Source organism: Acidovorax sp. 69, assembly GCF_002797445.1.
Classification (GTDB): Bacteria; Pseudomonadota; Gammaproteobacteria; order Burkholderiales; family Burkholderiaceae_C; genus Acidovorax.
Window position 1 is genome coordinate 1,807,195 of record NZ_PGEP01000001.1, and the last position, 13,121, is coordinate 1,820,315.

At 61.9% G+C, this 13,121-nt stretch carries 14 protein-coding genes; 7 read left to right on the forward strand and 7 right to left on the reverse strand.

The features are described 5' to 3' along the window. Positions 1-38: 38 nt before the first annotated feature. The 3 genes from coaBC (at position 39) to CLU85_RS08320 (ending at position 2,906) form a co-directional block, all read left to right on the forward strand. Positions 39-1,262 carry a bifunctional phosphopantothenoylcysteine decarboxylase/phosphopantothenate--cysteine ligase CoaBC gene (gene coaBC, locus CLU85_RS08305; protein ID WP_100409850.1) on the forward strand — a complete coding sequence of 408 codons (1,224 nt, stop codon included), beginning with the start codon at positions 39-41 and terminating at the stop codon, positions 1,260-1,262. Between the two features lie 498 nt (positions 1,263-1,760). Then, positions 1,761-2,207, forward strand: coding sequence for a dUTP diphosphatase (dut, locus tag CLU85_RS08315; protein ID WP_100409852.1), 447 nt, complete (start codon positions 1,761-1,763; stop codon positions 2,205-2,207). 195 nt (positions 2,208-2,402) lie between these two features. Beyond that, the gene (locus tag CLU85_RS08320) at positions 2,403-2,906 is read left to right on the forward strand and encodes a glycine zipper 2TM domain-containing protein (RefSeq protein ID WP_100409853.1); all 504 of its coding nucleotides are present in this window, start codon (positions 2,403-2,405) and stop codon (positions 2,904-2,906) included. A gap of 75 nt (positions 2,907-2,981) precedes the next feature. Here the strand turns inward: CLU85_RS08320 and CLU85_RS08325 are convergent, their stop codons facing one another. After that, positions 2,982-3,506 carry a peptidylprolyl isomerase gene (locus tag CLU85_RS08325; protein WP_100409854.1) on the reverse strand — a complete coding sequence of 175 codons (525 nt, stop codon included), beginning with the start codon at positions 3,504-3,506 and terminating at the stop codon, positions 2,982-2,984. Positions 3,507-3,560: 54 nt separating this feature from the next. Between CLU85_RS08325 and CLU85_RS08330 the strand changes: the two genes are divergently transcribed. The 3 genes from CLU85_RS08330 to CLU85_RS08340 all read left to right on the forward strand — a co-directional run bounded on the left by CLU85_RS08330 (position 3,561) and on the right by CLU85_RS08340 (position 5,742). Further along, entirely contained in the window at positions 3,561-4,685 is a 1,125-nt protein-coding gene (locus CLU85_RS08330; RefSeq protein ID WP_100409855.1) for a cupin domain-containing protein, read from the forward strand. Positions 4,686-4,709: 24 nt separating this feature from the next. Further along, positions 4,710-5,231 (forward strand): hypothetical protein, encoded by a 522-nt coding sequence (locus CLU85_RS08335; protein ID WP_100409856.1) that lies wholly within the window; start codon positions 4,710-4,712, stop codon positions 5,229-5,231. Between the two features lie 235 nt (positions 5,232-5,466). Beyond that, entirely contained in the window at positions 5,467-5,742 is a 276-nt protein-coding gene (locus tag CLU85_RS08340; protein ID WP_100409857.1) for a hypothetical protein, read from the forward strand. A gap of 202 nt (positions 5,743-5,944) precedes the next feature. Here the strand turns inward: CLU85_RS08340 and CLU85_RS08345 are convergent, their stop codons facing one another. The 6 genes from CLU85_RS08345 to CLU85_RS08365 form a co-directional block, all read right to left on the reverse strand. Beyond that, entirely contained in the window at positions 5,945-6,730 is a 786-nt protein-coding gene (locus CLU85_RS08345; RefSeq protein ID WP_100409858.1) for an MBL fold metallo-hydrolase, read from the reverse strand. A gap of 97 nt (positions 6,731-6,827) precedes the next feature. Next, entirely contained in the window at positions 6,828-7,919 is a 1,092-nt protein-coding gene (bamC, locus tag CLU85_RS08350) for an outer membrane protein assembly factor BamC (RefSeq protein ID WP_100409859.1), read from the reverse strand. A 46-nt stretch (positions 7,920-7,965) separates the two neighbouring features. Beyond that, on the reverse strand, positions 7,966-8,862 hold the full coding sequence (gene dapA / locus CLU85_RS08355) for a 4-hydroxy-tetrahydrodipicolinate synthase (RefSeq protein ID WP_100409860.1): 897 nt from the start codon (positions 8,860-8,862) through the stop codon (positions 7,966-7,968). Positions 8,863-8,892: 30 nt separating this feature from the next. After that, a complete protein-coding gene (locus tag CLU85_RS08360; protein ID WP_100409861.1) occupies positions 8,893-9,447 on the reverse strand; it encodes a bifunctional 2-polyprenyl-6-hydroxyphenol methylase/3-demethylubiquinol 3-O-methyltransferase UbiG in 555 nt (184 codons plus the stop codon). 81 nt (positions 9,448-9,528) lie between these two features. Then, positions 9,529-9,699, reverse strand: a complete 171-nt coding sequence (locus CLU85_RS23100; protein WP_198509157.1) for a hypothetical protein — start codon at positions 9,697-9,699, stop codon at positions 9,529-9,531. A gap of 6 nt (positions 9,700-9,705) precedes the next feature. After that, positions 9,706-10,923 (reverse strand): MFS transporter, encoded by a 1,218-nt coding sequence (locus CLU85_RS08365; protein ID WP_100409862.1) that lies wholly within the window; start codon positions 10,921-10,923, stop codon positions 9,706-9,708. A gap of 134 nt (positions 10,924-11,057) precedes the next feature. Here CLU85_RS08365 and CLU85_RS08370 point away from each other — a divergent pair, with 134 nt between their 5' ends. Further along, a complete protein-coding gene (locus tag CLU85_RS08370; protein ID WP_100409863.1) occupies positions 11,058-13,040 on the forward strand; it encodes a DNA topoisomerase IV subunit B in 1,983 nt (660 codons plus the stop codon). Positions 13,041-13,121 lie beyond the last annotated feature (81 nt).

The following is a 13,121-nucleotide window of genomic DNA, read 5'->3' on the forward strand; positions in this document are numbered from 1 at the left end:
CGGCCGGAGGGTTCTGGCGCGTCTGCTAAATTCACTCTATGAATGAGCTCGCTGGCAAACACATTGTTCTGGGTCTGAGTGGGGGCGTGGCTTGCTACAAAGCAGCTGATCTGTGCCGTCAGCTCATCAAGGAGGGCGCGACCGTGCAGGTGGTGATGACCGAGGCTGCAGAACGCTTCATCACGCCAGTCACCATGCAAGCCCTGTCGGGGCGGCCCGTGTATGGCTCGCAGTGGGATGCCCGTGAGCCCAACAACATGCCCCACATCAACCTGAGCCGTGAGGCCGATGTGATCCTGATTGCGCCTTGCAGCGCTGATTTCATCGCGCGACTGGTGCAGGGGCGGGCGGATGAGTTGCTGAGTTTGTTGTGCCTGGCCCGCCCAGCGCAGCAGGTGCCGCTGTTGCTGGCGCCCGCCATGAATCGCGAGATGTGGGCCCATCCTGCCACCCAACGCAATCTGGCCCTGGTGGCGCAGGACGGCGCGGTGGTGCTGGGTGTGGGCCATGGCGACCAGGCCTGTGGGGAGACGGGCGATGGCCGGATGCTGGAGCCCGAAGAACTCCTGGAGGAGCTGATCGCCTTCTTTGCTCCCAAAGTCCTGGCCGGGCGCCAGGTGCTGGTGACGGCGGGGCCCACTTTTGAAGCGATTGATCCGGTACGGGGTATCACCAACCTGTCGAGTGGAAAAATGGGCTTTGCGATTGCGCGCGCAGCCCGCGAAGCTGGCGCCGAGGTCACGGTGGTGGCGGGGCCCGTGCATGTACCCACCCCGCGCGGCGTGCGCCGTGTGAATGTGCAATCCGCCCAGGAGATGCTTGTCGCCGTGGAGCGGCATGTGCAGGCTGCTTCGGTGTTCATTGCCACCGCTGCCGTGGCGGATTGGCGGCCTGCCAATCAGTCTTCCCAGAAGATCAAAAAAGACGGATCCGGCCAGACGCCAACCCTGGGTTTTGTCGAGAATCCGGACATTCTGGCAACGGTGGCCCAGTCGCCACACGCCTTGGAGGGGGATTTGTTCTGTGTGGGATTCGCGGCCGAGAGCCATGACCTGCTGGCCCATGCTACGGCCAAGCGTGTTCGCAAAGGGGTTCCGCTGCTGGTGGGCAACATCGGCCCAGCCACCTTTGGGCAGGATGACAATGCCCTGCTTCTGGTGGATGCCATCGGGCACCGCGAGTTGCCCCGTGCTTCCAAACGGGTGTTGGCCCAACAGTTGGTGGCAGAGATTTCCGTGCGCTTGCCGCCGCTCAGTTCCTGACCCCCGTCGTCGTGGAGAGATGCCATGAATCCCGGTTCTACCAAGCCCGAATGGGACACTCCACCCCATGGTGATTTTGCAGGCTATGTGGAGCGTCTGACGGCGTCCAATGCTGCACGGTCCGCTCCATCACCCGCACCGCCGAATGCGGCAAACCCTGGGCGTACTGTGCCGGGTGCATCGGGTGTGAAAGGACAGGCGCTACCGCCAGACCTGGCGCAGCTTTGGGTTCCGTGGATGGGTGGGTTGCGCATTGCGCGTGCCCTGTTGCTGCTGTTCATGGGGTTACACGGTGCGGCGCTGGTTTTTTGGGGGCGAGGTTCATTCGCCGGTTTGATATTCATGGGAGTGCTTTGGTGGGCGCTCGGGTGGTTGCTGGATGCTGCCCCCAAGATCCTCCAGATGCCAGGAGTGGTGGCCCGCGCTGGCACACAATCCCAACAAGTGAGACTGCGGCCAGCAGGGACGCAGCGCAACACAGGAAGAGAGAAAAAGTAAGTGAAGATTGACGTCCAGATTCTGGATCCGCGCATGACGGATCAACTGCCTACCTATGCCACGCCAGGCAGCGCGGGACTTGACCTCCGGGCCTGCCTGGATGCGCCTTTGACTCTGCAGCCCAATGCATGGCAACTGGTGCCTACCGGTATTTCCGTCTACATCAAGGATCCGGGGTACGCCGCCCTGATCCTGCCGCGTTCTGGTCTGGGTCACAAACATGGCATCGTTCTGGGCAACCTGGTGGGCTTGATTGACAGCGACTACCAGGGGCAGCTCATGGTGAGTGCCTGGAACCGTAGCGGTGTGGCCTTCACACTGGAACCCATGGAACGGTTGGCCCAGCTGGTCATCGTGCCCGTGGTGCAGGCCCAATTCAACATAGTGACGGAGTTCGCAGCCACCGAGCGGGGTGCGGGGGGGTATGGCTCGACGGGCAAGGCCTGAAAGCCGGTGCCCTTAGAGCCCTGTTGAGTGTTTGTTGTAAGACGGCGCTTACCGTTCTGCAGGTTTGTTACCGACGGTGTGTGGGCACATGTGTCTACGCGGCAGGCCCCTGGTGCGTTGTTTTAATCAAGGCATGCGTACTAAGGCCCATGCCTGTCTGCTTTGGACTCGCCCCATGACTTCAGGAGATTAAAAATGCTGCAATTCAAACGTTCTTTCGCCATCGCTGGCGCTGTGGTTCTTGTCAGTTCGCTGGCGGCGTGTGGTCATAACCGGTCGGCACCGGCGCCTCAATACGGCGGTGGTTACTCCGGTGGATACCAGGCAGCGCCTGCGTATCCCAACAACCCGGCGGGTACCGAATATGGCCGTGTTTCCAACATTGAGGTGCTGCAAGGGCGCACGCAAGGGCAGACTTCGGGGGCTGGTGCCGTGTTGGGAGCAGTGGTAGGCGGTGTACTGGGTAATCAGGTGGGCAAGGGCTCGGGCCGCGCTGCCGCGACAGCGGTGGGTGTCCTTGGAGGCGCGGTGGCAGGCAACGCCATCGAGGGGCGTAACAACCAGGAGTACGCGCAGGGCTATCGGCTTTCTGTGCAGTTGGACCAGGGCGGCTACCGCGTGTACGACGTGAGCAGCCCAGGCGATTTGCGCATTGGTGACCGTGTACGCCTTTATAACGGCCAGATATCGCGCCTGTGATGCTTTGACCGATGGGGAAAAGGGCGCGCTGAAGTGATTCAGCGCGCCCTTTTTGATGGGCGTGGTATCGGCTGTTCAGTGCAGCAGTGAGCTGCCGGGGGCTTGCGGTTGCACGCGGAAGAAGCCTGTTCCTGCCGTCCCTTGGCCAATTTCTTCTTCTGTGGCCTCTCGCACTGCCTGCACCGTCAGTTGCAAGCGCAGGGCGATGCCAGCCAAAGGGTGGTTTCCGTCGAGCACCACATGCTCGGGGTAGATTTCGGCCACGGTGTACAAGGCTGTGCGAGGCGCGTCTGGATTGCAGCCCTCTGGCAGCGCCATTCCATCGAATGTCATGCCCTCCTCAATCTCTGCAGGGAAGAGCGCGCGTGGTTCGAGGAACAGCAGTTGATCGTTGAAGTCGCCGAAAGCATCTTCGGGTTCGAGATGAAGTGCCAAGCTGGCTCCGGGGGCGTGGCCTTGCAGGGCTTCTTCGATACGGGGCAATAGATCGTCGCCGCCGACTAAAAATTCCACAGGTTCATCGAGTACGTCGAGTTCTTCGCCCAAGGTGTCTTTGAGCGTCCAGGTCAGTGCGACCACACATTGTTGAGTGATTTCCATAGGAGAATTGTCGCAGTTCGACCAACAGCCCCGCAAACGGGCACTGCTTTTCCTATGGATATCCAGCAACCCCTGCCCCTGCTCGGTGGCCTCACCCCCGCCCAATTCATGCGCCGCCATTGGCAGAAGAAGCCCCTGCTGGTGCGTCAGGCCATTCCCCAGTTTGCGCCACCTGTATTGCGGCCGGAGCTGTTTGCGTTGGCTGCCCAGGAGGGCGTGGAGTCGCGGCTTGTGCAGTTGGCTAAAGGTGCCTGGAAGCTGCGCCACGGTCCTTTCAGCCGCCGTGCATTGCCCGCGTTGCAGCAGCCGGACTGGACCTTGCTGGTGCAGGGCGTTGATCTGCACAACGATGCGGTGCATGCGCTGATGCAGCAGTTTCGTTTCGTCCCTGAGGCCCGACTGGACGACCTCATGATCAGCTACGCCAGCAACGGCGGTGGTGTAGGCCCGCACTTCGATAGCTACGATGTCTTTTTGCTGCAGGCCCATGGTAAGCGGCGCTGGCGCATTGGCCGCCAGAAGGATCTTTCGTTGCGTGACGACATTCCCTTGAAGGTGTTGGCGAAGTTCGAACCCGAAGAAGAGTTTGTGCTGGAGCCGGGTGACATGTTGTACTTGCCGCCGCGCTATGCCCACGACGGGATTGCCGAAGGCGAATGCATGACCTATTCCATTGGTTTTCGTGCGCCCGCGCGTGCAGAGCTCGCACAGGAATTGCTGGTGCGTCTGGCAGAGGATGCTGCAGATGAGGCCAGTCCGCTGATGTACCGTGACGCAGGACAGGAGGCGGTGACACAACCCGCTGCCATTCCCGTCGGTTTGCATGAATTTGCCCGTGAAGCGTTGTCACGCGCGCTGGCACAGCCTCTGGTGCTGGAGCGTGCGTTGGGCGAGTACCTGACCGAACCCAAGGCCAGCGTGTGGTTTGAACCTGGCGATGTGGGCGTCATGCTGGAGGGTGTGCGCCTGGACCGCAAGAGTCGCATGATGTATGACGCCCAGCACATTTTCATCAATGGCGAAAGCTACCGCGCGGCGGGACGTGATGCCACCTTGATGCGGCGCCTGGCAGATGAGCGCCAGCTCACATCGCGTGAACTGGCCCGCGCCAGCGATGATGCGCTGGAGCTGCTCTCGTCGTGGTGTGATGCGGGCTGGGCCCACGCCTGGGCTGAATAGAGCTGATCTGATCAGGAGATGTCGATGACCGATGTGGTAACCCCTCCGTCCGAGCCTTTGCGGGATCTGCCTGTAGGGCGGTTCAGTGGCCGGGATGCGTTTCAGCAGTTGGTGCGGGATGCCATTGCGACGGCGGCCCGGGATGGTTGGCAGGAGATCTTCATCAGCGATGCCAATTTTCATGATTGGCCGTTGGGTGAGCGCGCAGTGGTCGAGGCGCTGCAGGAGTGGGCCCACAGCGGTCGTCGCTTCACCATGTTGGCTTGCAGTTATGACGATGTGATTCGTCGGCATGCGCGGTTTGTCCGTTGGCGCGGCACCTGGGATCACATCATCAACTGTCGCCGCAGTCCTGCTGCCGATCCGTTGGACCTTCCCAGCGCATTGTGGTCTCCGCAGTGGGTCATGCACCGGTTGGATCCGGAGCGATGTGTGGGCGTGACGGGTAACGAGGCCGACCGAAGGGTGCTCCTGCGCGAGTCGCTCAACGAGTGGGTGCGCAGCAAAAGTGCGCCGGGCTTTCCCTCGTCCACACTCGGTCTGTAGAGCCAGGGGTGCACCGTATGTGGTGGGGCTGCTACGGTTGCTAGCGCCATGCGTAAAGTCAACAGGGTGTAAAGCTTTCGTCAGTGTTAGTCAGTATTGACTAAATACCAATATAATCAGCGGCTGCGCCTAAAAGGTGCTCGCCAAGTGCATTGTGCCAATGCGTACCATGGGCTTCAGGAAGCCTGACGCCGTGGCTTTTCAAGATTCTGTCTGTCCAAATAGGAAAATCGAAATGAAGAACTCCCTCGTTCTGGCCGCCCTGATCGCTGCTGCTGCACTCGCCGCTTGTGGCAAGAAGGAAGAGCCCGCTCCAGCACCAGCTCCCGTGGAAGCTCCTGCCGCAGCACCAGCGCCTGCTGCCGAGCCAGCCGCTCCTGCCGCCTCCGACGCTGCTGCTCCAGCGGCCGTGGCACCTGCTGCTGACGCTTCTGCTCCAGCCGCTGACGCTGCCAAGGCTGCTGCTGACGCTGCTGCCACCGCCGCTACCGGCGCTTCCGCAGCCAAGTAAGTTGCTGCAGGCCCTGAACTGGTTGCAAAACCGGTTCTTGGCAAAAATAGCCCCTACCGTAAGGTCGGGGCTTTTTTTTGCCCTTTGTCTTCGTGACGTGGAGTGCTTGGGGCATCGCGCATGCCCTGTTGCTGAGACCCCCGGCAACCAGCGGGCGCTCTGCGTGGTGGCATTTTTTTCAGCGGAGTTGGCCCCTCTTCTTCTAGTCGCCGCCCACATGGAGCCAGTCTGTCCCTTCGGTAGGGCTGGCGACGATGATGTCCTCGGAAGACCAGTCCAGTGCGGTTGCAAGCGTCTGTTGTGCGAGGCTAGGGGTGTTGTTGTGTGCGCTCAGGTGTGCGGCCACCACCTTGCGCAGGCCAGTATGCTGCACGCTGCGCAGAATCTCCGCCGTGGCTGCATTGGCGAGATGACCATAGAGCCCCCCCACGCGGCGTTTCAGAAAGGGGGGATAGCGAGAGGCCTCCAGCATCGCAGGGTCGTGGTTGGCCTCGATCATCAGGGCATGACAGCCCTGCAGCTGTTGCAAAACATGGGCGGTAGCATGTCCCAGGTCGGTCAGAACGCCGAAGTGGCTTACGCCGTCTGAGCACCTGAGTTGCAACGGTTCTCTTGCGTCGTGCGGCACGGTGAACGGTTGGGCCCGAAGGGGGCCCAGGTCAATGACCTCCATATCGCGGGCCACATTCAAAAGTCCGTCAAAGTCGGGAGATCCCAAAGCGGCATACGTGCCTTGGCTCATCCACACGGGGATGCGGTGGCGCATCGCAAGCGCTCGTGCGCAGCCGATGTGATCCGAGTGTTCGTGGGTGATGAAGACGGCATGGATGTCTTCGGGCTGCAGTTGTGCCAGTGCCAGGCGGGCCTGCAATTGCCGGATGCCAAAACCGCAGTCAATCAGCAGGCGGTGCACTCTGGCACCACTGCTTCCCTCGACCACGGTGGCATTGCCGGTACTGCCGCTTCCCAGATTTTTGAATCGCAACATGGGGTAGCGGCCAGATCCAAGTCACACAGCGATCACCCCGGCGACGCTGCCGCGCATGGGTGGTCTGGTGTGACGGGTAGGCGTTGCCTTCTACAGGTTACTTGAGGTCGTCTGCAATCACGCGCACGATACGCTCTGCATTGGCCGAGCCATCGGGTGCGCCTGCTTCATTGAGCACTGACACGGTGGTGGACTCGCCCTGGCTGCGCACGACGATGCGGTATTTGAGTGGCGGCGTTGCGGCAGAGGCGTTGAACAGCTTGCCGAAGAATCCAGGCTCTTTCTTGTCAGTATTGGGAGCTACATAGCGCACGAAGTAAGTGCCTTCGTTGCGATTGCGGTCTTCCACCGTAAAGCCTGTGCGATCCAGTGCCAGGCCCACGCGGCGCCAAGAGCGGTCAAACCCCTCGTCAAGCTGAACCACGGGCATATTGTTGACCGTGGTCATTCGTGCGGTTTGCGTACGCGCGGCAGGGGCTGCAGCGATGGCCTTGGATTGCTCCTGGCTCACCCCCAGCTTGACCATCAGGCGGCGCAGAAACTCGGTTTCGAGTTCTGGATCGGAGGGGCGCGGTTGCCAGATGGTGCTGTCTTTGGACACATTGCCATACACCTCGATCATCCCGCGGTGGGTGATGTAGATCTCTGTCCCGCCATTGGCGTTGCGCTCCAGCCGGGTACGGAATTTGTCGCGTTCGCCGGTGGAATACAGCGAATCGAGCAGCTTGCCAACCGTAGAACGGATGAAGTCCTGGGGCAGCTTGGCGCGGTTTTCTGCCCAGTCGGTTTCTATGATTCCCACATTGGACTCAGCCTGCGCCAACGTGAAGCCGTTGTCTTGCCAGAATTCGCGCACCGGTTCCCAGAGCTTGTCGGCAGGGCGGTTGACCACCAGCCAGCGCTGCTTGCCATCACGTTCAATCCGAACATCGCCCAGCGTCAGTGCCGCAGCGTTGGTCGTGCCCGAAGGCTGCGCAGCCTGTCCGGCCTGCATGGCGGCTGCCGATACGGAACCACCCGCCACCGCGTAACGCGAGTCACGCGACAACTGGGTCAGGTCGGGGGGGACTTCCAGGGTGGAGCCTTTGGCGGCGCTTTTATAGTCGATCTTGTCGCCCTCCAGAGAAGAGCAGGCAGACAGGGCCATGGCGAGGGCCAACAGGCCCAATCGGGTGGTAGCAGCTTTCACGCGGAAATCCTCGGAGTGTCTCGGGGGGAAGCGGGCACAGCCCGGATTAGATCAGGCCGCTGGTACGCAGCGCGGATTCGACGGTGGCTTCGTTGCCGCTGGACAGCGGTGTCATGGGCAGGCGCATGGTGCCGCCGCACAGACCCATACGGGTCATCGCCCATTTGACCGGGATAGGGTTGGCTTCCACAAACAGGTTCTTGTGGACCGGCATGAGTTGCAACTGGATCTGCATTGCGCGCTGGACATTGCCAGCCAGGGCTGCCACACACAGCTCGTGCATCAGGCGCGGCGCCACATTGGCTGTGACGCTGATGTTGCCGTGGCCGCCGCACAACATGAGTGCCACGGCGGTGGGGTCGTCGCCCGAATAGATGCCAAAGCCCTTGGGTACATCACGAATGAGCCATTGGGCGCGTTCGATGTTGCCCGTGGCTTCCTTGATGCCGATCACACCGGGCACTTGCGCGAGGCGCAACACGGTGTCGTGCTGCATATCGGCCACCGAGCGACCGGGCACGTTGTACAGAATGATGGGCAGATCACCTGTGGCTTCGGCAATCGCCTTGAAGTGCTGGTACTGGCCTTCTTGCGTCGGCTTGTTGTAGTAAGGCACGACCTGCAGCTGGCTGTCAGCCCCGACGCCGCGGGCAAACTTGGCCAGTTCGATGGCCTCGGCCGTGGAGTTGGCGCCGCAACCGGCCATGATGGGCACACGCTTGGCGGATTGTTCAACGGCGACGCGGATGATCTCGCAGTGCTCCTCGACATTGACCGTGGGCGACTCGCCCGTGGTGCCCACCACGCCGATGCAGTCAGTGCCTTCGGCGATATGCCAGTCGATCAGTTTGCGCAGGGTAGGGTAGTCCACGCTACCGTCCTCGTGCATGGGGGTGACGAGGGCGACGATGCTGCCGGTAAGGGGCACGGAATAAGAGGTCATGTCCGCAGTGATAAACGGTAAAAGGGCATTCTAACTAGCCCCGGTGCGCAAAAGATACCGTGAGGGTCGGCCAGGCTGCGGGAGTTCCCGCACGGCTGTGATGCGTTGCACGAAACGTGCAGGTTCTTCCTGGAAACCGTCCTCGTAGGCCACGACCCTCAGACCCCGGCAGGCTTCCAATAACTCGCCAGGCGCCAGCAGAAACTCGGGCCGCGCAGGTCGGCCCACGGTTTCGTTGCCCAGGGCAAAGGTCTCGTAGATCAGCAGCCCGCCGGGCGCCACACTGGCCACGATGAGCGGCAGCAGTGGACGCCAGAGATAGTGGGTGATCACCACGGCATCAAACTGCCGGCCGGCAAAGGGCCAGGGGCCGTTCTCGATGTCGGTGCAGACCATTTCGCCCAGGCCTGCGCAAGCGGCCATGGCTTCGGCAGAGCGGTCCACGCCCACTACGCGGTGCCCTCTGCCATGCAGCCATCGCAGATGGCGCCCCGCGCCGCAGGCGACATCCAGTGCGGTGCCGCCCGGCGCGATCAGGTGGGCCCAGCGGCGGACCCAGTCGGACGGTGCTTCAGTTCCGTGCATAGTGCTATTGAAAGTGTAGCTACCAGTGCTTGATCGACAAGCGCGAGAGGCCAAAAAGGCCTGAAATCTTCACGGAGGCGGTCAGAAACACGCCCACATCTGGTCAGCCAGCATCACCATGAACTCGGGCACCGTGTACATGCCAAATACGATCAGGCACAGCAGCACGGCCACAGCCCAGCCCAACCAGCGCAGGGCACTTGGTAAGGGTTTGGGGGCAGGGCGGGCTGCGTCGAGCTCATCAGTGTGCATGGCGTATCAGGCAGGCTGTGGAGCGCTGCGTGGGATGGGGCTTTCCTTGACGGGCAGGTTCACGAGCCCTGCAAACACGCCCAGGCCGATGGCGATGTACCAGACGATATCGTAGTTGCCTGTGGCGTCATACAGGTAGCCGCCCAACCACACGCCCATGAAGCTGCCGATCTGGTGGCTGAAGAACACAAAGCCACCCAGCATCGACAGATGCTGCACCCCAAAAATCTGGGCAATGGTGGCATTGGTCGGGGGGATGGTGGACAGCCAGAGCGTACCCATCACAGCCGAGAACACATACACCGACAGGGGCGAGAGCGGCACCACCAGAAACACACTGATCGCCACCGCACGGGCCAGATAGATGAACGCCAGGATATAGCGTTTGGGCATGCGCTGGCCCAGCGTGCCCGCGATGTAAGTGCCGAACACGTTGAACAGGCCAATCAGCGCCAGCGCATAGCTGGCCACTTGCGGCGAGAGGCCGTGGTCCTTGAGGTAGCTGGGCATGTGCACGCCGATGAACACCACCTGAAAGCCGCACACGAAGTAGCCCGCCATCAACAGGTTGAAGCTGGGATAGCGGAACGCCTCGCCCAGGGCCTGCACGATGGTCTGCTCCCGCTTGGCAGGCGCAGCGCCTTTGAACCCGGGTTCACGCAGGCCAAAGGCCAGCGGCACGATCAGCAGAACCGCCATCGACAAGACCAGCAGTGCCTGCTGCCACCCCAGCCCGGCAATCAGCCAGCCTTCGACAGGCACCATCAGAAACTGGCCAAACGAGCCCGCAGCCGCCGCCACACCCATGGCCCAGGAGCGGCGCTCTGGCGCAATCTGGCGCCCCAGCACGCCGTAGATCACGGCGTAGGTGGTGCCGGCCTGGGCCGCACCAATCAGCACGCCCGCAGTCAATGCAAACAGGGTGGTAGTGGGTGAGAGCGCCATGCCCGCCAGGCCCAGGCCATAGAGCACCGCACCGCTGATGAGCACGCGAAAAGCGCCAAACCGGTCTGCCGCCATGCCGGCAAAGATGCCGATGACCCCCCACGAGAGGTTCTGGATGGCGATGGCCAGCGCAAACGACTGGCGCGTCCAGCCCATTTCCTGCGTGATGGGCAAGAGCCACAGCCCGAACCCGTGGCGGATGCCCATGGACAAGGTCACGATGGCCGCGCCACACGCGAGCACCTGGAACATGGACAGTTTGGGAGTATTCATATGCATGCGCAGGAATGTAGCGAGATTGGCCGAAACGCGCTGATACACCGGCGACCAATACAGTTGCTAGCAGGGGCGGCTCGCATGGAGCTGTCTTTATATCCAGCTTTTGCCGTGTTGCCGCACTACAATTCGCCGCTATGTCTGCCAAACCGTCTTCCGTGTCCGCCAGTGAATATTCCGAAGGGTCGATCCGCGTGCTCAAGGGCCTGGAGCCCGTCAAGCAACGCCCGGGCATGTACACCCGCACCGACAACCCTCTGCACATCATCCAGGAGGTGTTGGACAACGCCGCCGATGAGGCGCTGGCGGGTTACGGCAAGAAGATTCGCGTCACGCTGCATGCCGATGGTTCGGTTAGCGTAGAAGACGACGGCCGTGGCATTCCCTTTGGCATGCACCCCGAAGAAAATGCCCCGGTCATCGAGCTGGTGTTCACCCGCCTGCACGCGGGTGGCAAATTCGACAAAGGCAAGGGCGGCGCGTACAGCTTCTCGGGCGGCCTGCACGGCGTGGGCGTGAGCGTGACCAATGCACTGGCCACCCGGCTGGAGGCCACCAGCTACCGCGAAGGCAAGGCGGCGCGCCTGGTGTTTTCGGCCGGGGATGTGATTGAACCCCTGGTGGCCCGGCCGCTGGAGGCGGGCGAGCGCAAGCAGGGCACCTCGGTCCGTGTATGGCCCGACGCCAAGTATTTCGAGTCGAGCGCGTTGCCCATGGGCGAACTCACTCACCTGCTGCGCAGCAAGGCCGTGCTCATGCCGGGCGTGACGGTGCAGCTCGTCAACGAGAAAACCCGCGAGACGCAAACCTGGCAGTACAAAGGCGGCCTGCGCGACTACCTCATGCAGACGCTCAACGGCGACCCGGTGATCCCGTTGTTTGAAGGCGAGGGTTTTGCCGACCGCAACAACGAGAGCTTTGCCGAAGGCGAAGGTGCCTCTTGGTGCGTGGCCTTCACCGAAGACGGCCAGCCCGTGCGCGAGAGCTACGTCAACCTGATCCCCACCAGCGCGGGCGGCACGCACGAAAGCGGTCTGCGCGACGGCCTGTTCAATGCGGTCAAGAGCTTTATCGAGCTGCACAGCCTGCTGCCCAAGGGCGTCAAGCTGCTGCCCGAGGACGTGTTTGCCCGTGCCAGCTATGTGCTCAGTGCCAAGGTGCTCGACCCGCAGTTCCAGGGCCAGATCAAAGAGCGCCTGAACTCGCGCGACGCGGTGCGGCTGGTCAGTGGCTTTGTTCGCCCGGCGCTGGAGTTGTGGCTGAACCAGCACGTCGAATATGGCAAGAAGCTGGCCGAGCTGGCCATCCGGGCTGCGCAGACCCGCCAGAAGGCGGGCCAGAAGGTTGAAAAGCGCAAGGGCTCGGGCGTGGCCGTGTTGCCCGGCAAACTCACCGATTGCGAAAGCAAAGACATTGCGCACAACGAAGTGTTCCTGGTCGAGGGCGATTCGGCCGGCGGCAGCGCCAAGATGGGCCGTGACAAGGAAAGCCAGGCCATCCTGCCGCTGCGGGGCAAGGTGCTCAACACCTGGGAGGTGGAGCGCGACCGCCTGTTCGCCAACAATGAAATCCACGACATCTCGGTGGCCATCGGCGTAGACCCGCACGGCCCCAATGACACGCCGGATTTGAGCGGCCTGCGTTACGGCAAGGTTTGCATCCTGAGCGATGCCGACGTGGACGGCTCGCACATTCAGGTGCTGCTACTCACGCTGTTCTTCCGCCACTTCCCCAAACTCATTGAAACCGGCCACATCTACGTGGCGCGCCCGCCGCTGTTCCGCGTGGACGTGCCTGCGCGCGGCAAGAAACCCGCCGCCAAGATGTATGCGCTGGACGATGGCGAACTGACGGCCATCCTTGATAAGTGCGCCAAGGATGGCGTACCGAAAGAGAAGTGCCAGATCAGCCGCTTCAAGGGCCTCGGCGAGATGAACGCCGAACAGCTGTGGGAAACCACGCTCAACCCTGACACCCGCCGCCTGTTGCCCGTGCAGCTGGGCGACATGGACTTTGCCGCCACCGAAGGCTTGATCACCAAGCTCATGGGCAAGGGCGAAGCCGCCGCGCGCCGCGAGCTGATGGAGCTGCATGGTGATGCGGTGGAGATTGATATCTGAACGGGCCCTGCCCGACAGGTCTGTCATGAGGAATTTTGGCAATAAAGGCACCATGCGCAGGTATCTATTGGGTTTTTTGCT

Coding starts and splice junctions, on each gene's coding strand:
- CLU85_RS08345 (WP_100409858.1), bottom strand. CDS start 6,730: ATGTTGCGATTCAAAAATCTGGGAAGCGGCAGTACCGGCAATGCCACC.
- CLU85_RS08340 (WP_100409857.1), top strand. CDS start 5,467: ATGAAGAACTCCCTCGTTCTGGCCGCCCTGATCGCTGCTGCTGCACTC.
- CLU85_RS08335 (WP_100409856.1), top strand. CDS start 4,710: ATGACCGATGTGGTAACCCCTCCGTCCGAGCCTTTGCGGGATCTGCCT.
- CLU85_RS08370 (WP_100409863.1), top strand. CDS start 11,058: ATGTCTGCCAAACCGTCTTCCGTGTCCGCCAGTGAATATTCCGAAGGG.
- CLU85_RS08325 (WP_100409854.1), bottom strand. CDS start 3,506: ATGGAAATCACTCAACAATGTGTGGTCGCACTGACCTGGACGCTCAAA.
- CLU85_RS08360 (WP_100409861.1), bottom strand. CDS start 9,447: ATGCACGGAACTGAAGCACCGTCCGACTGGGTCCGCCGCTGGGCCCAC.
- CLU85_RS23100 (WP_198509157.1), bottom strand. CDS start 9,699: ATGCACACTGATGAGCTCGACGCAGCCCGCCCTGCCCCCAAACCCTTA.
- CLU85_RS08330 (WP_100409855.1), top strand. CDS start 3,561: ATGGATATCCAGCAACCCCTGCCCCTGCTCGGTGGCCTCACCCCCGCC.
- CLU85_RS08320 (WP_100409853.1), top strand. CDS start 2,403: ATGCTGCAATTCAAACGTTCTTTCGCCATCGCTGGCGCTGTGGTTCTT.
- CLU85_RS08365 (WP_100409862.1), bottom strand. CDS start 10,923: ATGCATATGAATACTCCCAAACTGTCCATGTTCCAGGTGCTCGCGTGT.
- dapA (WP_100409860.1), bottom strand. CDS start 8,862: ATGACCTCTTATTCCGTGCCCCTTACCGGCAGCATCGTCGCCCTCGTC.
- coaBC (WP_100409850.1), top strand. CDS start 39: ATGAATGAGCTCGCTGGCAAACACATTGTTCTGGGTCTGAGTGGGGGC.